Source organism: Kitasatospora sp. NPDC059599 (genome assembly GCF_042735125.1).
Classification (GTDB): Bacteria; Actinomycetota; Actinomycetes; order Streptomycetales; family Streptomycetaceae; genus Kitasatospora.
On the sequence record NZ_JBHWCL010000038.1, the window covers coordinates 21,539 to 43,759 of the forward strand.

Here is a 22,221-nt window from a genome sequence, read left to right on the forward strand (position 1 = left end):
CGCGCGGAGAGCGATCGGAGCATCCCCCATGACCACCACGACCAGCGCTGCCTGCCACCGCTCCCTCGGTGACCGCAGTTGGCAGGAGCAGGCCGTCTGCTCCCCGACCGAGTACAACCTCGTCGACCCCGAGACGTTCTTCCCGGGCCCGGAGGACACGGCGGCCATCGCCGCCGCCAAGGCCCTGTGCGCCCAGTGTCCCGTCGCCCGCGCCTGCCTGGACGCCGCCCTGGAAACGGGCGACACCCACGGCATCAGGGGCGGTCTCACCGAGGAGGAGCGCGAACCCCTGCACACCAAGATCGCCGATCGCCTCGACTACAGCCGCGTCAACGCCACCCTGGCCGGCCGCGACATCCACCTCACCCGCGCCGAGCGCCGCGCCGTCGTCCTCGCCGGATACCGCCAGGGCGTTCCGGTCGAGCGACTCGCCTGGCTCCTCAAGATCACCGAGGAGCACGCACTCAAGCTCTACCGCGAGACCCGCCGCGCCATCCGCCACCGGCAGATCGCCCAGGACGCCGCCCGCGCCACCAGCACCGGCGACACCACCGACCGGCTCCACCGCGAAGACTTCGGGACGGCCGCATGAACGCCGCCACCGCGACCCTCCCGGCCCCCGCGCGCGTCACCGGCTGGGACAGGGCCGTCGTCATCGCCCTCGGCGCCGCCGGATGCGCGCTCTCCTACGACGCCCTCCAACAGATGGCCATCGCCATCCACGTCAGAGGTCCCCTCACCTACCTCTTCCCGCTCGTCATCGACGGCTTCATCGCCTACGGCGTCCGCGCCCTCCTGGTGCTGCGCGATGCCCCGCTGCGCGCCCGTGCCTACGTGTGGACGCTCTTCGGCGCGGCCACCGGCGCGAGCCTGTGGGCCAACGCCCTGCACGCGATCCGGCTCAACGAACTGCACTCCCGGGACGGAGGGCTGCGGATCGGCGACACCGTGGTCGCCGTGCTGTCCACCATCGCCCCACTCGCCCTGGCCGGCGCCGTCCACCTCTACATCCTCATCGCCCGCGGGCCGGTCAGTCCTCCTGACCTGGGCGGTCAAGGTGACCGGACGGCCGGCATCGGTCAGCGCACCGCAGCGGCTGACCTGCCCGGGAGAACGGCCCGGGTGTCCGGCGGTCAGGACAGCACCGTCGGTCACTCCGAGGTCGGTCAGCCGGTCACCCGCCCGGTCACTTCAGCGGAGCCTCGGCCGGAGGCGACTCCGGTCAGCCTGGCCAAGCCCCTTGACCTGGGCGGGCACCAGGACACCACCCGGTCGGTCACTGACCGGCCAGCGCCCAAGCAGCCGGTGACCGCCGCGCAGGTGAGCGCCGCAGAGGTCACCGGTCAGTCGGTCACCCACCCGGTCACCGCGCTGCAGGTCGCGGTCGCCGACAGCTCCGGTGACCGCCGCCCCGACCTGGACACCGAGGACCTGCTGGAGATCGCCCGGCAAGCGGTCAAGGAGGAGGACAAGCTGACCCGCAAGGTGGTCGCCCAGGCGATCCGAGGTCAGCAGATCCCGCTGTCCAGCGACACCTTGACCCAGCTGATGGCGCAGCTCCGCGAACAGCACAGTCAGCCGGTCACCACCAGCCGGAGCTGATCCGGCACCCGACCGCCGGTGTGACCAGCCCGGTCACACCGGCCCTCGCTCACCCGCACTCAGCATCGAACGGAAGTACCCCATCATGCGCACGACCCCTGCCACCTGGGCCGAAGCGGACTCCTGGCTCACCGTCCTGCACCAGCGCGGCCACGTCCACCGGGTCGAAACCGGCCCCGACGGTGCCCGCACTGTCCACCGAAGCCGACGCTCCCGGCCCTGGACCCTCCACCACCCCATACTCGCCCTCGACTTCATCGTGGACCTCCTCCTGGCCATCCGCCAGCGCGACACCGAGGCCAGTCGATGAGCGCGCTCAACCAGGCCGGAACCAGGGCGGGAAGGGCGTGTGACCCCGATCAGGCTCCTGGCGGAGCAAGTTGTGGGGTAAGGAGTCCTTACCCCACCCCCGCCCCGGAGGAGGCGGGGACACCCCGGTCGGCGGCGGACCCAGGGGGGCCTGCCGCCGACCGGGGAGTCGGCCCAGGGGTGCCGACCAAGGGGGAGTACGAGCAGCAGCCGACCGCCGCTCATGCCGCACCGCGTCGACGCCTGCGCCAAAGCGTGCCGCGCACCAACCGCATCTGCCCCCGATTCAGCGACCCCGAGTGGGCCCTCCTCCAGCGCGCCGCAGCCCGAGCCGACCTCGCCCCCGGCGGCTACACCGCTGCCGCCGCCGTGGCCGCTGCCGCGAGCACCGACCCCAGCGCTGCCGTCGCCGACTACCGGCGCGGCATCCAGGAACTCATGGAGTCCAACCGCCAGCTCGGCGCCGTCGGCAACAACCTCAACCAACTCGCCCACTACGTGAACGCCGGCGGCCAGCCGGGCGCCGAGCTGCGCCAGCTCCTGGCTCGCGTCGAAGCCTCCATCGACGCGGTCGACGAAGCCGTCGACTGGCTGGTCCGCCGGTGATCCCCAAGATCCGCACCGGCACCGACCGCGCCTTCCCCCTCATCGAGTACCTCTTCGGCCCCGGCAAACACGAGGAACACACCGACCAGCACCTCATCGCCTCCTGGAACAACTTCGCCCCCAACCCGGGCCCCAACCCGGCGCCGCACCAGGTCGCCAAACTCGCCAACCAGCTCGACCAGCCCGTCAAAGCCCTCGGCAAGCAGGCACCGGCCAACAAGATCTGGCACTGCTCGGTCCGCATCGCCCCCGGCGATCGGCACCTCGACGACGCCGAGTGGGCCATCATCGCCCGGCGCATCGTCCACGCCACCGGCATCGCCCCCGAAGGCGACACCGCCGCCTGCCGCTGGGTCGCCGTCCGCCACGCCGCGGACCACATCCACATCGCCGCCACCCTTGTCCGCCAGGACGGCCGACTGGCCGCCCTCAGCTTCGACAAGCGCAAGGCCCAGGCCGAAGCCCGCCTCATAGAGAAGGAGTACGGTCTGCGCCAGCTCAACCCCGGGGACGGCACCGCTGCCAAGAACCCCACCAGCCAGGAACACTTCAAGGCCCAGCGAGCCGGCCGCACCGAGACCCCACGCGAGAGCCTGCGCGAAGCCGTCCGCCAGTCCGTCGCCGGAGTCGCCACCGAAGCCGAGTTCTTCAACGGCCTGCGCGAGGCCGGCCTGCGAGTGAAGCTGCGCCACGCCCCCTCCGGCCACGTCCTCGGATACAACGTCGCCCTGCCCGGCGACCGCAACGCCAGCAAGGAGCCGATCTGGTTCTCCGGCAGCACCCTGGCCCCTGACCTCTCCCTCCCACGCATCCGCCGCCGCCTCGACACCGCACCCGCCACCGACACCCCGCAGCCGGACAACAGGCCGGACCGGCCCGACCACACTGCTCCCGCGCGCCGACGCCGGGACGCCGCCCACGCCGCCGAGCACGCCGCCGACATCCTCGACCAGGACGACGACGAGGCCGCCGCCCAGCTCGTCGGCACCGGTGAACTCCTCGACGCCCTCGCCCAGACCTCCCCGGCCGCCACCCGCGCCGAACTGCGAGACGCCGCCCGCGCCTTCGAGCGCGCCACCCGCAGCCACGTCCGCGCCGAGTCTGCCGACATCCGTGCTCTGCGCTCGGCCGCCCGCGGAATCGTCCAGGCCGGCAGCGCGCTCGGCCGGGGCGAGGACGGCGGCACCACTGCCATGGTCCTGTCCACCCTCGTCCTGGTCACCCTGGCCGCAGCCCGCTGGCACTCCGCCCGAGGGCACGCCCAGCAGGCCGCCGCCTCCCGCCAGGCCGCCGACCATCTACAGGCCGCCTACCAGCAGGCCGCAGCCACTCCGATGCGCACCATGCGGGAGTACGGCCGTGTCCTTCCGGAGATCGAGCGCCGCCGCCACGACACCACCATCCGCACTGTCCTCGGGCAGGGCCGGAAGCCTGCAGCATCGGCCCGCCGCCACGACGCCCTGGCAGCCGTCCTCGCAGAAGCCGAGCAGGCCAGCCACGACCCGAAGGCACTCCTCGAAGAGGCCACCTCCCGGCGTGAACTAGGCACCGCCCGCAACCGCGAAGACGTCCTGGTATGGCGTATCCGCCGCCTCGCCAAATTGCCCGCAGACCCCGTACCACCGCGCACGGCTCCTGCCACCACGGCCGGGACCAGTGCGAAGCCGGGACGAGCGGCACCGCGCGTTGATTCGTCGGCACCGGCTCAGCTCGTGACTGACCCGCACCGCCGGGCCCTGCGCCGCTGACTTCCCACCGAGCATGTCACCCCAGCAGCTCGCTGGGCCCCACCCTGCGCTTCTCGGTACCGCGTCCCACCAGGTACTACGCGAGAAGCCGAGCTCACGTACGGAGAGCTTGTGGCCAGGACCGACGAGCGTAGAACCAGCGCCCGGGCCCGACCTCGGCGGCTTCCGCCCGCTCCTGTGGCTGTTGTGTGACAGCCGGCCGCCGAGGTCGGGGGGCGTACGCCTCGCGAAGTGGCCCCATCGAACCGGCGCTTCGCGGACTGCTCGCAATCTGCCCGAAGCTTCGGGCTCGCCGGGACTGACTGCTGATCAACCACCGCCGCTACATCTGGATAGGCTGCAGCTGCGGGGCTGAGTGAGCACCTGCGGGTAGGCTCCGGGATCCAGCCGCGACGCCTTGGATTCGCCAGGCCCTACCTGGAGTGACGAGTTGTGTGGCATCGGCTATACCCGGCGCTGGTACGCGGTGCTGATCCCGTACACGAGGATGGCGCCGAGGATCCAGCCGGCGACCATGAGAACAGTGGCTACCCAGCTGGTGTGTCCCTGGGGAATCCACAGGGCCCGCTGGCCGAAGCTCACGACCGGCAGGAGCAGGTCCAGGGTGTAGAGCGCCGGTTGGAAGTGGCCGTTCGCTTTGGCGTCAGTACCAACGCTCTCGCCGTAGGCGCTCACCAGTGCGGAGCTGGGCCGCAGGTCAGTTCGTGCGAGTCCGAAGTACACGGTTCCGAAGATTTCGAGCCCCGCGAGGAAGTAGAGGACGCGTGCGGGGTGGTAGCCGTAGCCGACGGCCGCCCACAGGATGCGAGACCAGAATCGCTCACGCCATCCCGGCCGAGGGCGCTTCTTCTGACCGCGGTAGAGGACGTCGCGGGCGAAGTCCTCCCGGCCGGCGGCGCGGTACACCGCGGCGAGTTGCTCATAGGTTTGTGCCGAGTAGGAGTCCTTCACATAGAGCCAGTTGAGCCGGTCGTTGACGGGTCTCTTCTCGACGTTCCACAACGCGTTGTAGGTGAACTCGGCAAGCAGCGTGCGGTTCTGCGGCCAGACTTTCGGGTCGTCCCTGAGTACTCCGACGGAGGCGTGCCGAAGGTCCACCGCCCCGCCGATCGGGTTGTCACCCTTGATGCGGAGCGCGCCCTGCACCGTTGCGCCGCTCAGGTCGAGCGCCATCTCGTCCCGACCCCGGCTGATGTTGGGCCTGATGATCCTCAGATCGCCGCCGATGCTCGCAGCGCGCAAGCTGATCGTGCCCTCCACGGTGAGCCCCCGGTTCAGTTCGACCGTCTGGGTTGCCTTCAGGCCTCCCAGGAGCAGGGCGTCCTGCCCGGGACGGTGGATCTGTCCTCCGATTCGCAGGTCACCGACGATCGCACCGGAGAAGTCCACGAGGCCCTCGGCCTCGAATGCGCCCTGGAGGAGGAGGCTCGTGCGGACTGTCAGCTGTTGTGCGGCCACCGAGGTCTGTCCGGCGTTGTGGAAGGAACCGTCCGAGAGTTCGGCCTTGCCTCCGATCTCGGCGCCCTCAAGTGTCACCCTGCCCGTGCAGGTGAATCCCTTGTTGAGCAGTAGGTCGCGGGTCACCTTCACGCCGCGGGCATCGAGGGCGTCCTCGTTAGCCCTCGGCCGGGAGATGGAACCGCCGCCGCAGTCGAGGTTGCCCCTGACCACGGCGTCTGCCAGAACGACCTTGCCTTCCGCCCGGAATCCGATGCGGTTAGCCTCACGCTGTGCGGACTCGGTGGCGAACTTGATGTCGTTGACCCGGAGGCCGCGGGCATCGATGGCGGTGTCGACCGGGTGGAGGAACTGACCCCCGCCAGCCTCCAGATCGCCGTCGACGGTTGCGCCGCCCAGCATGAGCATGCCGTTGACGGTGACGCCGTCCGTGAAGTAGAGGTGTTGCTTGACCTGTGCCCTGGCCAGATCCAGTGCGGCGTCCTCTCCCTGGCCGTGGAAGGTTGCTCCTCCAAAGAGCATGGACCCGCCGACAGCCGCCCCGGTGAAGTCCACTGCCTGGTCGGCGGTGAGTCCGATGCACCCGACGTCACCGCTGACGTGCAGCTTTCGCGCGTGCAGCACACAGCGGGTGTGCAGATCGCACGTTGCCGTGCTGGACGAGGTCATCGTGGTTCCCCGGAAAGAGAGCTGCCCGTCGACCTTGGCTCCGCTGAGAGCCGTCCTCCCGTGGACGGTCATGCCGTTCAGGAATGCACTGGCACCGACGATGATGCCGTTCATCGCCAGCGTGGCGGCGTCGGGCGCCTGGGCCGGATAACCTCGCAGGACGGTGTGTTTGAGGTTCAGTTGTTTGTCGATCCGGGCCTCTTTGAGGTTGATGGTTGTGCAGCTCGACGCGGTGACGAACAGACTGTTTACGGTGTGGAGCTGTACGGCACTCAGGTTCGCCAGGTGACACCGCTCCAGGTAGACCGCCGTTGCCGTTGCCTGATCCAAGTTGATGTCATCGGCGAAGTGGCAGTGCCTCAGCTCCAGCGTGGCGTTCAGGGCGACGGCCTCCAGATCGAGCTCGCCCTCGATGTGGGCCCCGACCAGGCGTAGCCGAGTGATGCGCATGGCGGTCGTAGGGTGGGTCAGCAGGTCGCGGATGACGGTCGCCCTGATCGTGCGCGAGGACGGCCAGCTTTCGCCCTGGCTCGCGTCGCCGTCGCCGAGACGCGTTTCCTCCGAGGCCAGGGCTTTCTCGCGAAGCTTCGTCTCGGCTTCCGTCCACATGGGAGAACTCCTTTGGAGTCATTCGGGCACGTACGGAAGAGAGTAGGCCCGTGAAGACTAACGGCCCGGCACCGCATCAGGTGCAAGTACGTGTCGGAGGCAGGGTTGCTGCGTGATAGCGCTCTGACTTGCGTGCGGGGGCCAGAACTGCACCGGTGCACAACGTGACGGACGTCGGGTTCGCTCGTTGGGCTGTTCATGGGTGGGGAGATTCCGACGTCGATGCTCGTATCTGGTCGGTCGGGCTCCCTGAACGGCCTGTCCGGCGGCCCGCTAGGTCGGAGAGGTGTGGATCGCCCGAGAGGTCGGCATCGGCGTGGAGTGGCCCCGGGATCGTCACCGGCACCAACTTGTCCGCCATGACTCGTCCGTTCCGTCTGACCGGAAAGCCCGATGTCAGGCTGTCACGTCACGGACTCGCGCGATCTTTCATGTGACGATTGGGGGCTCTTCCCACGTTCAGGTCCCGGCAGCGCAACATGGCGCTGCCGGGATGGTGGCCGAGACGCGGCGCCGGTGGCGACGCGAGAACTCGCAGCCGGACGCGCACGGTGAGGTTTGAGGCTCGCCTCAGACCCTGTCGGTCGGGGAGAGCGGGAAGAAGCCGGGCCTGCCTCCGCCAGGGCCCGTGAATCGGTACGTCGTGGCAGCGGAAAGCACGTTGCTCGGTGGGTCGCCGTTCTCGATGAGGATGGCCTGGCCGGGGAAGGTCAGCATGTCGTGGTAGAAGTGGTCGACGACGTTCGAGGTGATGTCGACATCCTCCCCGACCGGTTCGCGGTAGGTGACCACGGGGGAGTCGAGGACGACGAAGCCGGGGTGGGGGAGGCCCTCCCTGAGGCAGTACCGGGCGAGGGCGGTGGTGAACGCCGAGTGCAGGACCGAGCGCACGCCCTGGCCGCGGCCGGATCGGGGCCGGCTGCCGGCCCGGACGTCCATGCCGTACTGGTCGTACTCGGCGAACTCGACCGAGGGAACGGACCAGGCGTCCAACGTCCGCCGCAGGACATCGTCGAACCTGGAGAGCACCCGGGCGGGGATGTGGCTGGCGGGCCGCTGGGACCGGACCGCACCTGCCCCGTCGAGCTTGGATCGCCGTTCGTCCAACTCCTCGATGCGGGCGTGGAGTTCGAGCTCGCGTTCGGCGGTCGAGCGGGCCGCCAGGAGGTCGTCCATGTGCGTCCGCAGGGGTTCTAGGCGCTCCTCTGCCTGGGAGATTTCGGCGTCGAGCTCTCTGGCTCGCAGGAGTAGGACGCCCCTTCGTCCGACCAGCTCGTCCAGCTGGGTCCGCAGGTCGGCGATGGTCGGGAGGAGGTCGGCGAGGAGCGAGCTGGTCTTGGCGGCTTCGGCTTCGACGGCCGCCTGCAGCTGGGTCGTCTCCTGCTCCCCGTGGCCGTGGTGTTGGTGTTCGGGTTCGGCGCCGCAGAAGACGCAGGTGCCGACGCGGAAGTAGCCGAGGATGCTGCCTGCTTCGCTGACCATCGCGAGCCGGTCGAGGTCGGAGCGGTACTGCTGTTCCAGCAGCCCGAACCGGGTGAGCAGGTCGTGGACCTCGGCCAGGCGGGACTCGACGGCGGCGAGTTCCTGAGCGGCGTTCATGCGGTCGGAGACTGCGCCGACGTGGCGGTCGGTGATCACCCGCAGGGAGCGGGACTGACCGTCGATGGTGGCTTGGATTCGCGCCAGTCGTTCGCGCAGCTGGGAGGCGTTCTCCCGGGTCGTCAGCTTGGCGGAGAGTTCGACGACGATCTGGTCGAGGAGCCCGATCTGGCCCTTGTGGACCCGGCGCTCATTGGTGTTCGGCCCAGCGTCGATCAGCGGGTCGTCCTCGCCGGTCAGCAGGTACTTCATCACTGAGGCGGCAGCGGTCTTGCCTGAAGCCGCGTTCGACCGCAGGACGGGGGAGAGGGGGTCGCCCATGCGGGTCTCGGTCACCAGGGACAGGTGGACGAGGTCGGCCAGGGACAGTCCGCGGGTGCCGCCGGCGTCGTTCTTCCGGATCCGGGTGTCGGCGTAGCCGAGTTCTGCGAGGAGCATGGCGGAGAGGCTGCGGGAGCTGTTTGAGCGGTGGACTGCGGTCAGTTCCCGGTCGGACCTCCGGGTGACCAGGTCGCGCAGGTCCTCGTAGTGGACGGCGACGGTGCCGGCGCCCGGTCGCCGGACCAGGGTGATCGGCGCTCCATCGGGCATCTGCAGTCCGAGGAGGATCTGGCTGTAGCCCTCGGCTTCGGGGATGAGCGGCAGACGCGCACCACCGAGCATGTACTCGATGGACTCGACGATGAAGGACTTGCCGGTGTCGGACGCGCCGTAGATGACGGTGAGCTCGGGGCCGAAGGCCACCCGGGCGGTGGGCTTTCCGGAGCCCGCGTACGTGAGGTGGGTCAGTCGCAGGTCAGCCACGGGGAACCTCGGGGGGTAGGGGCGTCTCGGCCGGGCGGTTGAGCAGCGCACGGGTGGCAGCCCGGACGTCGGCGCCGGGCGTGTATTGGTGGACGGCCCATTCGGCGCGTTCGCGCAGGCGCTCGACGTAGGGGGCTTCGAGGAGTTCGACGAACGCGGGCCCCCGCTCCGTCGCGCGGTAGACGAGGCCGTCGTCCGCGGGCTCCAGCCGGGCCAGCTCGGCGTGGATCAGGACGAGCAACGCCTTCTCCAACAGGCTGCGCTTCATGCCGAGTTCGCCCGATCGAGCGGGAAGGTCGGGGTGGAGGCTCGGCGGGCCGTCGAACTCGCCGCTGTGAAGCAGTGCGTAGTCGAGGAGGGTGATCTGGGCCAAGTCCAGGGGTTCGGGATGGCTCTCAGCGAGCAGGATCAGCGCGCGCATCCCGACTTCGAGAGGGCTGTTCAACGGATTCACGCGGCACCTCCGCGGCACCAGAGCAGGCGGTCGGCGTTCGCCAGGTGGTGGCAGACCCCCTTGCGGTCCAACGGCCGCACGAACTCGGTGAGGATCGTCCTGGTGAGCTCGACGTTGCCGGAGGCAGCCAGGACCGCCTGCACGCGGTCGTACCCGAACTCGAACCTGCCAGCCGCGACCTCGACCACGATGTCGTAGACGTCGTCGAGGACGGCTTCGAAGTGCCCGCCGGCGGTCGCGTCGCGGGCGAACAGGCGCAGCGATTCCGCGCTGTAGAAGGCCTCCCGCTGTCTACGCAGGTGATCGCGTGCCTCGTCGTGCTCGGCGATGCGCTCAAGGGTGTCGGCCTGCTCGCCCCAGAGTTCTCCGTAGGCCCGCACCAACTGCTGGATGTAGCGGGCCTCGTTTGGAGCTGGCGCATCAGGCGGCAGCATCCTCTGCGGACGTGGCGCCGGCGGTTGGGGAAACCGCGCCGCCCAGTGAGGGGTGGTCTGGTGCATCGACAACATCTCGTCCATGTCGATGGTGGTGAACATGGAGAAGTCCGTGGCCTCGGCGAGTTCGCGGAGCTCGTGTCGCTTCTCGGCGGTGAGCGAGGTGACGACGGGATCGCCGGTGGATGCCAGGTCCTTGAGGAACTCGGCCTTGGACTCGGTTCGCTTGGACAATCGCCGGACGAGACGGGGGCCGATGATCGGCGCGACGAAGACGTACTGCTGCGGCATGATGAAGTGCCCGCCCACCACAGAGGCGAACATTTTGCGCATCTCGGGGGCAGCCTTCGACCACGTCAAGGCTTCCCCGTAGTGCTTGCACTGGTAGTTGTGCCAGGTTCCCTCAAGCCCGTACGGGGTCAGGTAGCCGGCGACATCGACCCCGTGATCCCCCGAACCGCCGTGTCGCTGCACAGCGACGTACTTCGTCTTCAGGGCAGGGACCCACTCCTTGACGAACTCCTCGAACTCATCGGGATCGTACGAGAAGACGATCTTCTTCGGGGACGGTACGGCGTGGGTTCTCAGCCAGGGACCGATGAGCGTCAGCGGCGGCTCGATGTTGTCCGCCCTGGTGTCGACATCGCCAGACACTTGTCCCAGCCCCCCGAGTCCGGTGCATCCGTGACCAGCCGATCACTCGGGGTCAAGTGATATCACTGCTGCCCCGGCCGAGAGAAGAGTACGAACCAGGTCTGACCGATCAGGTCGCTCCCGGTGCGTGATCACGCGGATGCGGAGGCGGCCCCGAAGGCTCGGTGCCGCCCCCGCATGGTCAGGTCTACCGCCTCATGGCGGTCCTGCGGTCAGCCGGTGGTGTTGTCGTCAGGCGGGTTGCCGTGGAGGTCGCGGCGGTAGCCCTGGCCGAGGGGGTTCCAGGCGCGGACGGTGCTGGGCTCCAACGGGGTCGATCAGGAATGCTGGTGTCGTCGGGAGCGGGCAGGGCCTCTCGAACCCCGGGCGTGGGCAGTATGAAGGTTGATGCCCAGATACGCCGCCATCTCGCGATAGCCCCAGAACTCCTGGTCGTCGGTGGCTTCGTCCGCCTCGGCCGGCAGGTCCGGGGAGGTGGGGTGCGTCAGGCCCAGGAGCGGCCGCTCCCGATGCTTTGGAGCAGGGGAGGTTGTCCGTGGTGGGTAGTTGGGAGACCGCAACGCGAAGGGCGGCGGTGGCGACGGCGAGGGCAGAGCACAGCTCGGTCACTTCGCGCAGGGTGGGGCGGACGAGGCGGGGCCAGTCGTCGGGGGCGGCGAGCCATGTGGCGAGGTGAACCTCGGTATTGGCGAGTCCGAGGTGGGCGGTGACGTTCCAGCCGGATCCGGTGGCCGGCTCCCACCGCAGTCGGATGCGGCCGAGCGGCAGTGGGGGCGCGGGGTTCGAGGTCCAGTGGACCTTGATCGGATCGTCGGGCGACGCGGAGACGCTGTGCACGAGCGCTCCGCTCGCCCACGGCGGCACGGACCGCAGGGCGAGGCTGTCGAGCGGGAGAGGAAGCTCCGGGTGATCGCGGGTGGGAATGCGGGGTCTCCTTCGGTCGGTCGGGTTGGTTCAGGCCCAGGCGAGTTCTTCACGGACGGCGGCGGGCAAGTAACCCTCCTGACCGTCCTCGGGCAGGTAGACGACACCGTCGTGAACGACGACGGTCCCGGCCGGCAGGTGCGAGAACGGCCAGTCCGGGTTCACCGCGAGCCGGACGTGCAGGTTCGGGTCGAGGTCCTGGAGCTGGACGATCAGATGGGCGACGGTCAGGTACTGCGGCACGAAGGTCTCCTCGCGGTGGTGATCAGCAGGGCGGTAGGGCGGATGAGAACGAGGTCGTCGGCGGGCCACGGGTCGCAGGTGTCCCACGGATAGCCGGTGGTGAGGACGACGATGCCGTCCCGGCCTTGGACTTCCGGCAGGCCACAGACCCCGCAGCCACAGGTCGGGTCGTAGCGCCCGGGGCTGGCCGGGTAGGGGCCGGAGGCGAAGTAGTCGGCCGAGGGAAGGTGGTCGGGTCCAACGGGGTGGAAGGCGGAGACGATCAGGTCGCCGGAGCGAACCTCGTCGGCGCGGACGACCCGCAGGGCTGGGCTGACGAGGATGTGGCGGGAAGCGCGGTGCCCAGTGATGGCGGTGACGATGACCGGGTGGAAGTCGATGCAATGGGTGCTCGTCGTGGTTTCCCTTCAGGTGAGCGGGCCGAGCGGCGGGCAGGCCGGGGTTGATCAGCTGGTCGTTCCCCTCGTCGACCTGCGGTTTCGGCGACATGAGTACGTTGGCATGCGGTGCGCCGTAGGTCGTAGTCGATTCCGGCCGTCGGCGGTCTGCCGTCGGTGAACTGGCCGGGAATGGATCGGCGCAGTCGGGTGCTGGAACGGGGTCGCGGCGAAGGACCGCAGTGGGACGCGAAGGGGGAGAAGGCGTGAGGTCGAGCAGAGGCCGGGACATGGTGGCGCTGGAGCGCAAGGTCCGGTCGGCAGGGCGGGCGTGGACGCTGGGCGACACTGCGGCGATCGCCGACGGCCAGTGGGCCGTGCGCACGACGAGCCGGGTCGAGCGGCGACAAGCAGCCGTGGTGGAGGCCAGCCTGGACGACGGGCAGCGGGTGGAGCTGACCGTGGAGGAACTGGCCCGGGTGGTGGGCGCCGCCGATCCAGGCGAGCACCACGACCAGGCCGCGGACTGACCGGTCGCTATTGCCGGTTCGCCGTCGAGGGAGTCCGAACGGCTGCGATTGGCGGGGTGGACTGCGCGGCTGGCGGGCCCAGCAGGCGAGGCGAGTTCGTGGTGCGCGCGGTGGCGGCCTTCACGCGCTCGGCGTCGGACCGTTCTGGGCCTGCAGGGCGAGCTCGCGGGCGTCGACGATGTGGCGGATCATCTGGACGGCCGTGTTGCTCTCCGCGTAGGCGGTGCGAAGGGCGCTCGCTGAAGCCGTGATCCGGTCGAGGTCGTAGAAGGCGGGGACGTGGCCTGGCCGGGTGAGCGCGTGCAGCCGTTCCTGGTGCACGGCGGCGGAATTGGACGCGACGACGAGGTGGGCCCGGTGGTGCATGGCCGCGCGCAGCATCGGGTCCTCGACAGGCAAAACAGGGCGCGGCCTTCTCCAGCTCGGCGACCGTCCGGCCCCAGGCCTTCTCGACTATCGCGTTCGCGTGCTCCAGGGCGGTGGCGTCGGACACGGGGGTTCCTCCGGGTGTCGGTGATCAGCGGGAGCGTCCGGCGACGGTGGCCCGAGGGAGCGCCGGCGGCCGGGTGGTGGTGCTGTAGGCGAGCGTGGATGGGGCGGCTCGGGGCACGGAGAGCGAGCGGGAGGAGGCTGCCCGAACGCGCGCTACCTCCAGCGGACTCGGCGCCGTCGGTGTTGCGGTGGCGACGGCGGGCAGGTGCTCCAGGTCGACGCGCCACATGTGCCGGTAGACCGGGGTGGGGTCGGCGACGGCGGTGGCGAGCGTATGGAGCAGGTGCTCGGGCAACCGGGAGGAGGCGGTGGCGTACCAGACGTCGCGGGGCGGGCCGACCTCGAACAGCCAGCGCTCGGTGTCGCCGGCCATCTCGGACGCGTGCTGGAGGAATTGGCCCCGGCGGTGCAGCCGGATGAGGTTGTCGGGCGACTGGTGGGTGAGGAAGGGGGTGGCCGGATTGAGGTGCCAGCCGGAGGTGAGGAGCTGGAGGGGCACGTATGCGCCGTCCGGTTGAGGCCCGCTCTTCAGGTAGGCGTCCGGGCCCTGGGCGTAGGCGTTGGCGAGGGCAGCGGTGAAGTCCTCGACGACCTCGGGAGGAGTCTTGTGGTCGAAGGTGACCAGCCAGTCGGGTGGGGCGAAGGCGTCTCGGCCCGCGCTGATCTTCCAGTACGTGGCGTCCTCGCCCTCGGGCAGGAAGGCCAGACGGGCCCGCAGGTCCGGTGCGGTGACGAAGGTGTTCGCCAGCTCATCGTGGCTGAGTGCCCAACCTGCGGCCAGCAGCCGCTGGATTGGCGGTGAGACGTCGGCGTCGGAGTTGGCGAGGTAGCGGGGCGTGACCCGGTACTCGCGGGGCTTCTCGGAGGCGTGCGGCATCGGGTCGTCCAGGGTCAGCGGCGGCGCGCGGGGGCGGGCGCGGGCCGGGATGCGGGCGGGACAGTCGGGGTGGTCGGCCGGCTGTCGGGCGCTTGGCGTGCGTAGGCGGTTCGGGAGGGCGGCTGGGCGGTGAGGTGGGGCAGGTGCTGGGCGGGGAGGTCGCAGCGTCGCCGCCCCACGGGAACGGGCGAGCTGAACAGGAGGGTGGCGCGGATGAGGGGGTAGAAGGGCACACCGGTGGTGAAGTCCGCACGCCAGGACGGGTTTCGCAGGTTGCCCGCGAGCATGCTCCAGGCCGGCGGGGTGAGGCCGGCGGCTTCGGCGTCGGGCGGCTGGTGGCCGAGGCGGTGCCGGTAGACGGCCGTCAGATCCGGTGCGATCTGGTCGTGGAATCCCTTTGGGCTTTTGCCGGCCCGCCAGCCGCGGTCGGCGAGAACGGAGGCGGGGGTGCGGGGGAGGTGATGGGGGCCGCCGTGCAAGTAATCGCGGTGCCCGCTGCGCAGGCCGTCGATGAGGACGGTCGTGAAGGCGGAGGTGATCTCGGCGGGCGTACCGGGCGCGAATGACGCGCGCCAGAGCGGGGCGGAGCTTGGCCAGCCGTAGCCGTGGACGGTCCAGGAAACGGGGCGGTCGTCATGGGGTTCGCCGGTGATGATGGCGGTTCGGCATGGGCTGGTGAAGCGGATTGCGCCGTCGGGTGCGCGGGTTCGGCTCCACCCAGGGGCGGCGGTCAGCGTGTCGGTGATGAGTCGGTGGTCGCCGGGGCCGGCGAGGCGGAGCGGGTGGACGAGCAAGGGCGTGGAGGAGGGCACGGGGCTCCTGAACGTGGCGGCAGCGGGCCCGCACGCGGGCGATGCGGAGTGCGGGCCGGGGGTGCTGGTGTTGGGGAGCGGTTCTCCGACGAGTGGCCATGGCGGTCACCGTCCACGGGAGGGATGGGAGGTCGCCGTCACCGCTGCGGGAACGCGCGGCTGCGGGGCAGGGGCGTGGCTGAACAGGCCGGCGGGGGTGGGGCTTCGCCGCAGCGCGGCCGCGGTCTGTACGGCGTCCGCTCCGGTGACCAGGGTTCGGGTGGCGGCTGGCACCCGGGGGATCGGGCGGCCCGGCGTAGCGTCGCGGTCCACCAGCCCGGCGTCCACCATGGCGGCGAGGCGCTTTCCGACGTTCGGCTGGTTGACCGCCGGGTGGTGGTGGGCGACGTCGCGCACGCGCATCCCCGGGCCGTACTTGGCGATCGTGTGGACGAAGTGCGTGGTCCTCGGGGGAGCCGGCGCAGGACGCTTTCCACCCGTGCCGCGTCGGTGGCGGTCAGGGCGGTGGTCGGCTGGGCGAACATGGTCGGGACTCCGAGTCAGCGGGTGCGGGGAGAAAGCGGGGTGCGCGCCGGGGCGCCGACGGGAGGTGTTGGGGAGGCGGCGAGGTATCAGGCGAGGCTGGTCTCGGGGTTCTCCTCGGGGCGGCACCAGTGCAGGGTCCAGACGTCCTCCACGCCGAGCCGCTCGTAGACGCGGTGGGTGGCGGGCCTCGCGAGCAGGTCGTGCGGGTTCACTCGGCCGTCTCCATCCGGGCGATGAGGGAGCGGACCAGGGTGGGAAGGCTGTCGGGGCCATTGCCGCCCAGGCGCACGAAGCTGACCGACTCCTTGAGGAGGTCGTGGGCGTCCTCGGTCAGGGCCCCGACGATCTCCATGCACGCGTCGGTGAAGTCCGAGGCCGCGATCAGAGCCCGGCCCAGGACCTGGAGGTAGAGGCTGGGCGGGAGTCCGGCTTCGGCCGCCAGCGTCGCGACCGATTCCCGGTCGTGGGCGGTGCAGGCGGAGAGATCGAAGTCCGCCAGCTCCCCGGGGGCCGCGTCGGCGGTGTCCGAGCCGGACAGGCCCGCCATCGTGGCCAGGGCGTCGACGGTCCGGGTCAGCTCGGCGAGCGACTCGGTCAGCCACCCTAGGGCGGAGGCTTAGGAGGCCAGGGTGAACAAGGTGGCCGGGGTGGTGGGCAGTTTCTCGTCGAGCAGGTCCTCCATGCGGTTCGCGAGGGCCGTGAGTGCCTCGGGCCCGGCAGTGAGCGGGCCGAGAACGGGGTGGAGGTAGGAGCGGGAGAACGGGGTGGAGCACTAGATGGTGGCAATGCCGGAGACGGCCTCAGCTGCCTCGACGAGCCAGATGGCGAGTTCGGCGTGGGTGAGGGAGAGGGGCATCATCGAGCCCTTCGGGAAGAAGAGTTGACGGCGAAGCCGGGGGAGGCGGTGGTGTGGGCGGTGCCGGCGCTCGCCGTCTGCGTCGGCCGCGTGGAGCGGGCGCGGGCGGCGCGCACGCGGGTTTCCTCGGCGGGGTTGAGTCCGGGTGGGAGGTTGAGTCCGGTGCGGCCCAGCCGGTTCTGGGCGGAGCGGTACACCGCGTAGTCGAGCCGTGAGCCGGCGGCGACGAGGTGGACCTCGCGGCGGTGCTGGGAGTCGGGTGGGGCGTTGCGGAACTGCACGACCAGGCGATGGCTGGCCCATTGGTCGCCGACGCCGAGGTAGATCTTGTGGCAGCCTTCCAGCCGGCCTTCGAGGCGGGTGGCGACGCGTTCACCGTGCACGAGGTCCTGCAGGTGCAGAAGGGCCTGGTCGCGGATGGCGTCGGGGAGTTGGCGCAGGTCGGCAATGGCGTCAGGGTGGGCGGAGAAGGCGAACTTGGCGCGGCTCACAGAGACTGCCCCCGGTCGGGCTGCGAGAGGGCGGCGGTCGCTGCGGAAGCGGCGGCCAGGACGCCAGCAGCGGTGACGGCCGGAACCGTGGTGCTGCGGGCGAGCGCGGCGCTGGTACGCAGGGCGTCGGCGTCACGGCGATACTCCGGCGGCTCGGGCAGCGGGGCAGAGCGGTGCTCCAGCCAGTAATCGGCGGCGGAGTGGTCAGCGAAGGCCCCCTCGCGCACCGTGTAGGTGAATTGGTCGGGCTGGAGCGTCTCCAGAAACAGGCGGACAGGTAGTTCCTTGGCCTGGCTGTCCACGGCGATGCTCCAACCCTCGGTGTCGGAGCTGTCGATTACCCGGTAGTCGGCGACCTCAAGGCTCTCGCCCGAGCGCCGGATGCGGTCCTCGACCCGGAGGGACAGCTCGTCGGCGGGGCGGGGGATCTCGAAGACCGGTGCGAGCGCGTTCGGCGGGCAGCTGCGGTTGATGAGCCAGTTCTGCGCGAACACGAAGGTGGCGTGCTGCTCCCGGTGCATGCTGAACAGGCCTCGGCTGCTGTCGCGGTCGATGTCGAAGGAGACGATGTTGGCCTTGTTGGGGTAGTCCCAGGTCGCCGTCTTGTCGAAGGCGATGATGAAGCTGCGCTCGCCCACGTCGTGGCGGGAGATGAGCTGGAAGTCGTTCTCCCAGGGGTGGTTGTACGCATAGCCGGGGGACTCGTCGGCGGGCTTGAGGCCGTCGAGGTGGAAGTCGAGGGTGTTCATGTGGCGAGTCCCAGCTGATCGGGGGTGGACAGGAGGCGGTGGGCCAGCCGGGACGGGCTGGTGGTGCAGGCGGCGAACGGGCCGTCCGGGGAGCGCAGTTGGAGCAGGGTGTGGTCGAGGTGATCGCGGTGCCACGTGGCGGGGCCGCTCTGGCCGGCCTCGGCGGTGGTGAGCTGTTGCCAGGCGAGCCACAGGCCGTGGAGGCGGGCGACGGCTTCCGGGTGCTCGTGCCACTTCGCGCACCAGGGGCGGGTTGAGCCGATCTCCCGGCCGTAGACGGGCAGCAGGATGTGGGTGACCCAGAAGTCGAGCTCGGCAACCTCGGCGGCGTACTGCGAGCCGCCCATCGCGAGGATGAACAGCGGTGGGGCGGCTCCGAGTTCGCCCGCAGTCTCGGGGACCGCCTCGGTGAAGCTGGGCCCCGGAATGGCGTCGGGTTCGGAGCCGAGGCGATCGAGGATGACGCCGTGCTGGCGGACCTCGGCCATGGTGCGGCTCAGGGCGCTGACGAGGTCGTCGAGGTCCTCGTCGGGGATGCGGATCGGCTCGGGCTCGGGGGTGCCCGGGATGGGGTCGGACATGGCACATCCAGAGGGATCGGACGGACGGGAGAACAGGGCCGGAAGGTTTTCTTCGGGTCATGGCGGGGCTCCGGTGTAGCGGTTGTCGAGTGCGAGGATCTGCGGGATCGGCGGCTTGGCTTGGCCGCCGACTGGCGCTAAGCGCAAGCCAGTTGGGCGGCGCGACCCTGGACGAGGCGCAGACCGAGGGTGGCGGCGTCGGCGAGGGTGTCGGTGAGTGGGTGGCCGGCGGCGGCGAGCTTGGCGGGGTGGTGCAGTCCGCCGGTGTGCAGGACCGCGTACGCGCCGTTGGCGTGGGCGGCGTCCGCGTCGTCGACGGCGTCGCCGACCAGCAGCACCCGGTGAGCTTGCTCGGTGAGGCCGAGGGTGGCGAGGTGGGCGGTGAGCGGGGCGGCCTTGGTGCCGCCGGAGGGCCCGGTGCGCCCTTCGTACCGGGCGAAGAAGTGCCCGATGCCGGCCTGCTCGACTTCGCGGACCAGGGTGGCGTGCGGGCACACGGACAGCAGCGACTGGGTGTGGCCGGCGTCGCGCAGGACGGTCATCAGCTCGACGGCGCCTTCGCGCACGAGTACCGGCTGGGCGCGCAGGTGGGCGAGGAAGGCGTTGTCGCTGGAGACCCACTCCTGCTCGGTGATCGTGCGGCCGAGCAGGCGGGCGTAGAAGTCGGGGATCGGCACGGTGTGCTTGGCCCGGTAGGTCTCCCGGTCAACCAGGGCGCCACCGAGGGCGGGCAGGGTCGCGTTCAGGGCGGAGACGTGGTCGTCGAGGTCATCCTTGATCGTTCCGTTCCAGTCCCATACAACGTGCATGCGGGTGGCGGGAGTTGCGGCGGCGAAGAGGCCGGTGTTCACGGCGGTGTCCTTCGGGATGAGCGGGGTGGTCAGGAGGAGAGGCGGTCCTTGAAGCGGCGCAGCAGCCACAGCGCGGCGGCGGCCCCGGTGAGCGGGAGGAGCGCAAGGAGGTGCGGGCCGACGGTGGCGGCGAGGGATGCGAGGGCGGTGCCAGCGGCCTGGCCGATGCCGATGCAGGCGATCAGCCAGGCGAACGCCTCGGTCGATTCGCCCTCGGGGCCGACGCGGTCGACGGTGAGGAAGGAGGCGGTCAGCAGCGGCGCGAGGAAGGTGCCGGGCAACACGGCGCCCAGGGCGGCGACGGCGGGTTCGGGGTCGGGCAGCAGCGGCAGCCATCCGGCCGCGAAGCCGATGGAGGCGGCGACCAGGTGCTTGGCCGGGGCGCCGGGCCAGGCGTGGCGGCCGTAGGCGAGGCCGCCGAGCATGCTGCCGATGGACAGCGCGGCCGGCATCACTCCGGCCAGCCACCCGGCGTGGTGGCGCTCGGCGGCGGACAGTGCCAGGACGTTGACGGCGCCGAGCGCGACGCCGGTGCCGATCAGCGCGGCGAATAGCCCCCTCAGGCCCGGCACCCGCAGCGGCCCGCTCCAGTGCACGGCCTCGGTGAGCTTCGTCGGCGTCCAGGCGCGGGAGGGGCGGGCGGTTACGACGAGGCCGGTGCCGAGCAGCCCGAGCGCCGCGGTTGCCACCAGCGCGGTGGTCGCTCCGGCACCGGCCGCGAAGCCGGTGGCCAGCAGCGGGCCGGCGACGAAGACCAGGCCCTGGGTGCTGCTGTCCAGTGGGAACGCGGTGCGCTGGCGTTCGGCATCGGGCAGCAGCACCGGCCACAGCGCCCGAAGACCTGCCTCCAGGGGCGGCGTCGCCAGCCCCGCCACCAGCACGGTGAGCGCGGCGAGCACCGGGTGGCGCGCCGGGCCGGTGCACGGCAGGAGCAGGAACGCCGTGCTCGCCGTGGCCGTGGCGGTGACGAGGACCCGGGTCTGGCCGTGGCGGTCGACCAGGCGTCCGAGCAGCGGCTGCCCGAGCGCGGAGGTGAGGCCGTACAGGGCGCCGAGGGCTCCGGCCAGGGCGAGCGGGCCGTGCTCGGCGCGCACCAGCAGCAGGATCGCGATCGGCGCCATGCCGGTGGGAAGGCGGCCGATCAGGGTGCCGCCCAGCAGGCGGACGACGTACGGCGAACCCAGGACAGCGCGGTATCCGCTGTCCTGGGCCCGGCCGCAGGCGGTGATGGTGCTCAAGGGGAAGGTCCTTCGGTCGTACGGTCGGCGGCGCGCGGGCGCGCCGGACCGGGGCATGCGCAGGCATGAAAGCCCCCCTCTGCTCGGTGCGGCTGCGAAGAGAAGAGTCCGCGGATTCCGGGATTTGGTACGGCCGGGAAAAGGAGGTAGAAGCCCCTCACCCGGTGCGGCAGCGCGGGCAGAGAGCGAAAGCAGGTGCCCGCAACTCGGTTGTCCGGCATGCCTGTTGGGGGACGACGTGTTGGCACTACCCATCCACAACCAGCGGAGAGAGCACACCGGTTGCGCGCAGGGAAGCTACTTCCTGGAGACGGCGAGGAAGGCGGCGATCGCACCCGCGATCGTGACGACGAGAGTCACGCCGGCGACCGCGACTGTGAGCGGGGTCGCAAGCGAGGGGTGCGCGAGCGTCACGTAGAGCAGACCGGCTCCGATGATGAGGATGACGAGGACGAAGAGCAAGATCAGGAGAGGGAGCAGGGCCGCGGCAGCCGGGCCTGCGGGAGTCGGGTAGGACTGCTGGGGCCGGGCGGAAGGCGTCTGAATGGAGCTGTTGTTGGTCATGGCACGAGCATCGTCGCGATCGCCGGGAGATCCTGCCCGACAAAATCGGGGGTGTTCTCCGGACGACCGCGACGGTGCCGAACGCGTGCTTGCGAGATAGTGGCCGTATGGCATTCGGGATGGGGTTCGGTGAGATCGAGATGGACCTCACCGAGACCGGCGTCACCCTGCGGAATCTCCACGGGTGGCCGGGCTGGGTGACAGAGGTCGACATCGACTGGTCGACCTGGAGCTCGCGCACCGTCCGGGACGCCCCGCCCCCTCGAACCCGGAGCAACGCCCGGCGACCGACCGACGACCCCGAACTGGTCCGGCGCATAAGAAGGGCAGCTGAGGCAGCCAAGGAACTCCCGCGCAGCTCGATTTGGGTGGTCTCCCTGGCCCTTCCCACGCCGCACAAGAAGAAGACGGACGGCGTGCAGTTGCGGGCCGCCACCATCAGCACGATGTACAACTACGCGCTCAACTTCGGCCTCTCCCCGAAGCGCGCCATCTCGGAGGTCTATGACCTCCCTCTGGTGGAGGCCGAGGGTGAGCGTGCGCAGCCCTCCCGCAAGTACGAGCGCTGGATCGAGCAGGCCCGTAGGACCATCAACCCAGAAACCGGCAGGCCGTACCTCCAGCCCTACAACAGCGAGCTCCATGCCCCCAGACTGTGGCCGATCGGCCGCGGACACCCACTGGAGCCGCGCCGCGCAAGGCCGGCGTTTCCCGAGCCAGCCCGAGAGGGACAGTACGCCGGCCACGTCCTGACCCTGCGGGTGTCGAGAACGGCGCCGCCGGACTGGGCAGCCCAAGAGACCCGGGACCGGGGGTCCCGGGTGATCGGTCCCGATCTGGTCATCGAGGGGTCCTGGTCCAACGGCGAGGAATTGCCGCCACTTCCCGTGCTGCGGGGGGTCAGCCCGGGGGAGACCCCTCGCCGGGTGCAGAGCCTGGTCAAGGATCTGGAGGGACGCTATCCCGGGGCGAAGATCAAGGCCACCGTCAGCGCTCAGTCGATGGGACAGCCCCCCGGAGTGGACTGATCACGGCGGCGGACCGGGCCCCAGTCTTACCTGGGAAGGCTTTCGAAGCCGAGGAGATGGGCGAGATGGTGTGCAGTGAACAACCTGACCGGGAGCGGGCGGAGGCCTCCCCGAGATTGCTGACGGCTTCGCCGTAC

Annotated in this window: 24 protein-coding genes; 7 read left to right on the plus strand and 17 right to left on the minus strand. The window is 70.4% G+C overall.

Annotated elements, in window-relative coordinates:
- Window positions 1–28: 28 nt before the first annotated feature.
- The 5 genes from ACFV04_RS15935 (at window position 29) to ACFV04_RS15955 (ending at window position 4,265) form a co-directional block, all read left to right on the plus strand.
- The gene (locus ACFV04_RS15935) at window positions 29–592 is read left to right on the plus strand and encodes a WhiB family transcriptional regulator (RefSeq protein WP_380529545.1); all 564 of its coding nucleotides are present in this window, start codon (window positions 29–31) and stop codon (window positions 590–592) included.
- Window positions 589–1,602 (plus strand): DUF2637 domain-containing protein, encoded by a 1,014-nt coding sequence (locus ACFV04_RS15940; RefSeq protein ID WP_380529547.1) that lies wholly within the window; start codon window positions 589–591, stop codon window positions 1,600–1,602. Before ACFV04_RS15935 ends, ACFV04_RS15940 begins: the two co-directional genes overlap by 4 nt.
- Window positions 1,603–1,687: 85 nt before the next feature.
- Window positions 1,688–1,912, plus strand: a complete 225-nt coding sequence (locus tag ACFV04_RS15945) for a hypothetical protein (RefSeq protein ID WP_380529549.1) — start codon at window positions 1,688–1,690, stop codon at window positions 1,910–1,912.
- Window positions 1,913–2,091: 179 nt separating this feature from the next.
- Window positions 2,092–2,517: a MobC family plasmid mobilization relaxosome protein gene (locus ACFV04_RS15950; RefSeq protein ID WP_380529551.1), complete on the plus strand. Its 426-nt coding sequence runs from the start codon at window positions 2,092–2,094 to the stop codon at window positions 2,515–2,517.
- A complete protein-coding gene (locus tag ACFV04_RS15955) occupies window positions 2,514–4,265 on the plus strand; it encodes a relaxase/mobilization nuclease domain-containing protein (RefSeq protein ID WP_380529553.1) in 1,752 nt (583 codons plus the stop codon). The genes ACFV04_RS15950 and ACFV04_RS15955 overlap by 4 nt, the downstream gene beginning before the upstream one ends.
- Window positions 4,266–4,709: 444 nt before the next feature.
- On the opposite strand, the gene ACFV04_RS15960 is transcribed toward ACFV04_RS15955, so the two are convergent.
- The 5 genes from ACFV04_RS15960 to ACFV04_RS15980 all read right to left on the minus strand — a co-directional run bounded on the left by ACFV04_RS15960 (window position 4,710) and on the right by ACFV04_RS15980 (window position 12,113).
- Window positions 4,710–7,001, minus strand: coding sequence for a hypothetical protein (locus tag ACFV04_RS15960; protein ID WP_380529555.1), 2,292 nt, complete (start codon window positions 6,999–7,001; stop codon window positions 4,710–4,712).
- A gap of 570 nt (window positions 7,002–7,571) precedes the next feature.
- A complete protein-coding gene (locus ACFV04_RS15965) occupies window positions 7,572–9,404 on the minus strand; it encodes a hypothetical protein (protein ID WP_380529557.1) in 1,833 nt (610 codons plus the stop codon).
- A complete protein-coding gene (locus ACFV04_RS15970; protein WP_380529559.1) occupies window positions 9,397–9,876 on the minus strand; it encodes an ABC-three component system middle component 2 in 480 nt (159 codons plus the stop codon). Before ACFV04_RS15970 ends, ACFV04_RS15965 begins: the two co-directional genes overlap by 8 nt.
- On the minus strand, window positions 9,855–10,946 hold the full coding sequence (locus ACFV04_RS15975; RefSeq protein WP_380529561.1) for an ABC-three component system protein: 1,092 nt from the start codon (window positions 10,944–10,946) through the stop codon (window positions 9,855–9,857). The genes ACFV04_RS15970 and ACFV04_RS15975 overlap by 22 nt, the downstream gene beginning before the upstream one ends.
- Before the next feature lie 954 nt (window positions 10,947–11,900).
- The gene (locus tag ACFV04_RS15980; RefSeq protein WP_380529563.1) at window positions 11,901–12,113 is read right to left on the minus strand and encodes a hypothetical protein; all 213 of its coding nucleotides are present in this window, start codon (window positions 12,111–12,113) and stop codon (window positions 11,901–11,903) included.
- Between the two features lie 643 nt (window positions 12,114–12,756).
- Between ACFV04_RS15980 and ACFV04_RS15985 the strand changes: the two genes are divergently transcribed.
- The gene (locus tag ACFV04_RS15985; protein WP_380529565.1) at window positions 12,757–13,020 is read left to right on the plus strand and encodes a hypothetical protein; all 264 of its coding nucleotides are present in this window, start codon (window positions 12,757–12,759) and stop codon (window positions 13,018–13,020) included.
- A gap of 120 nt (window positions 13,021–13,140) precedes the next feature.
- Here ACFV04_RS15985 and ACFV04_RS15990 read toward each other — a convergent pair whose 3' ends face one another.
- The 12 genes from ACFV04_RS15990 to ACFV04_RS16045 all read right to left on the minus strand — a co-directional run bounded on the left by ACFV04_RS15990 (window position 13,141) and on the right by ACFV04_RS16045 (window position 21,056).
- A complete protein-coding gene (locus tag ACFV04_RS15990) occupies window positions 13,141–13,419 on the minus strand; it encodes a hypothetical protein (RefSeq protein WP_380529567.1) in 279 nt (92 codons plus the stop codon).
- A gap of 118 nt (window positions 13,420–13,537) precedes the next feature.
- Window positions 13,538–14,389, minus strand: a complete 852-nt coding sequence (locus ACFV04_RS15995; protein ID WP_380529569.1) for a DUF317 domain-containing protein — start codon at window positions 14,387–14,389, stop codon at window positions 13,538–13,540.
- A gap of 14 nt (window positions 14,390–14,403) precedes the next feature.
- Window positions 14,404–15,201: a DUF317 domain-containing protein gene (locus ACFV04_RS16000; protein ID WP_380529571.1), complete on the minus strand. Its 798-nt coding sequence runs from the start codon at window positions 15,199–15,201 to the stop codon at window positions 14,404–14,406.
- Between the two features lie 105 nt (window positions 15,202–15,306).
- Window positions 15,307–15,603 carry a hypothetical protein gene (locus ACFV04_RS16005; protein ID WP_380529573.1) on the minus strand — a complete coding sequence of 99 codons (297 nt, stop codon included), beginning with the start codon at window positions 15,601–15,603 and terminating at the stop codon, window positions 15,307–15,309.
- Window positions 15,604–15,812: 209 nt separating this feature from the next.
- Window positions 15,813–15,938 carry a hypothetical protein gene (locus ACFV04_RS16010; protein WP_380529575.1) on the minus strand — a complete coding sequence of 42 codons (126 nt, stop codon included), beginning with the start codon at window positions 15,936–15,938 and terminating at the stop codon, window positions 15,813–15,815.
- A complete protein-coding gene (locus tag ACFV04_RS16015) occupies window positions 15,935–16,273 on the minus strand; it encodes a hypothetical protein (protein WP_380529576.1) in 339 nt (112 codons plus the stop codon). The genes ACFV04_RS16010 and ACFV04_RS16015 overlap by 4 nt, the downstream gene beginning before the upstream one ends.
- Window positions 16,274–16,581: 308 nt before the next feature.
- Complete coding sequence (locus ACFV04_RS16020; RefSeq protein ID WP_380529578.1) at window positions 16,582–17,073, minus strand: hypothetical protein; 492 nt, start codon at window positions 17,071–17,073, stop codon at window positions 16,582–16,584.
- Window positions 17,070–17,822: a glycosyl hydrolase gene (locus ACFV04_RS16025; protein ID WP_380529579.1), complete on the minus strand. Its 753-nt coding sequence runs from the start codon at window positions 17,820–17,822 to the stop codon at window positions 17,070–17,072. Before ACFV04_RS16025 ends, ACFV04_RS16020 begins: the two co-directional genes overlap by 4 nt.
- Complete coding sequence (locus tag ACFV04_RS16030; protein WP_380529581.1) at window positions 17,819–18,403, minus strand: DUF4913 domain-containing protein; 585 nt, start codon at window positions 18,401–18,403, stop codon at window positions 17,819–17,821. The genes ACFV04_RS16025 and ACFV04_RS16030 overlap by 4 nt, the downstream gene beginning before the upstream one ends.
- A gap of 137 nt (window positions 18,404–18,540) precedes the next feature.
- Complete coding sequence (locus ACFV04_RS16035; RefSeq protein WP_380529582.1) at window positions 18,541–19,254, minus strand: HAD family hydrolase; 714 nt, start codon at window positions 19,252–19,254, stop codon at window positions 18,541–18,543.
- 29 nt (window positions 19,255–19,283) lie between these two features.
- Window positions 19,284–20,492, minus strand: a complete 1,209-nt coding sequence (locus tag ACFV04_RS16040; protein ID WP_380529583.1) for an MFS transporter — start codon at window positions 20,490–20,492, stop codon at window positions 19,284–19,286.
- 297 nt (window positions 20,493–20,789) lie between these two features.
- Window positions 20,790–21,056, minus strand: a complete 267-nt coding sequence (locus ACFV04_RS16045; protein ID WP_380529585.1) for a hypothetical protein — start codon at window positions 21,054–21,056, stop codon at window positions 20,790–20,792.
- Between the two features lie 107 nt (window positions 21,057–21,163).
- On the opposite strand from ACFV04_RS16045, the gene ACFV04_RS16050 reads away from it, so the two are divergent.
- The gene (locus ACFV04_RS16050) at window positions 21,164–22,084 is read left to right on the plus strand and encodes a hypothetical protein (RefSeq protein ID WP_380529586.1); all 921 of its coding nucleotides are present in this window, start codon (window positions 21,164–21,166) and stop codon (window positions 22,082–22,084) included.
- Window positions 22,085–22,221: the final 137 nt, after the last annotated feature.

Coding starts and splice junctions, on each gene's coding strand:
- ACFV04_RS15935 (WP_380529545.1), top strand. CDS start 29: ATGACCACCACGACCAGCGCTGCCTGCCACCGCTCCCTCGGTGACCGC.
- ACFV04_RS15940 (WP_380529547.1), top strand. CDS start 589: ATGAACGCCGCCACCGCGACCCTCCCGGCCCCCGCGCGCGTCACCGGC.
- ACFV04_RS15945 (WP_380529549.1), top strand. CDS start 1,688: ATGCGCACGACCCCTGCCACCTGGGCCGAAGCGGACTCCTGGCTCACC.
- ACFV04_RS15960 (WP_380529555.1), bottom strand. CDS start 7,001: ATGTGGACGGAAGCCGAGACGAAGCTTCGCGAGAAAGCCCTGGCCTCG.
- ACFV04_RS15995 (WP_380529569.1), bottom strand. CDS start 14,389: ATGCCGCACGCCTCCGAGAAGCCCCGCGAGTACCGGGTCACGCCCCGC.
- ACFV04_RS16005 (WP_380529573.1), bottom strand. CDS start 15,603: ATGCGCGTGCGCGACGTCGCCCACCACCACCCGGCGGTCAACCAGCCG.
- ACFV04_RS16015 (WP_380529576.1), bottom strand. CDS start 16,273: ATGGCGGGCCTGTCCGGCTCGGACACCGCCGACGCGGCCCCCGGGGAG.
- ACFV04_RS16025 (WP_380529579.1), bottom strand. CDS start 17,822: ATGAACACCCTCGACTTCCACCTCGACGGCCTCAAGCCCGCCGACGAG.
- ACFV04_RS16030 (WP_380529581.1), bottom strand. CDS start 18,403: ATGTCCGACCCCATCCCGGGCACCCCCGAGCCCGAGCCGATCCGCATC.
- ACFV04_RS16045 (WP_380529585.1), bottom strand. CDS start 21,056: ATGACCAACAACAGCTCCATTCAGACGCCTTCCGCCCGGCCCCAGCAG.
- ACFV04_RS16050 (WP_380529586.1), top strand. CDS start 21,164: ATGGCATTCGGGATGGGGTTCGGTGAGATCGAGATGGACCTCACCGAG.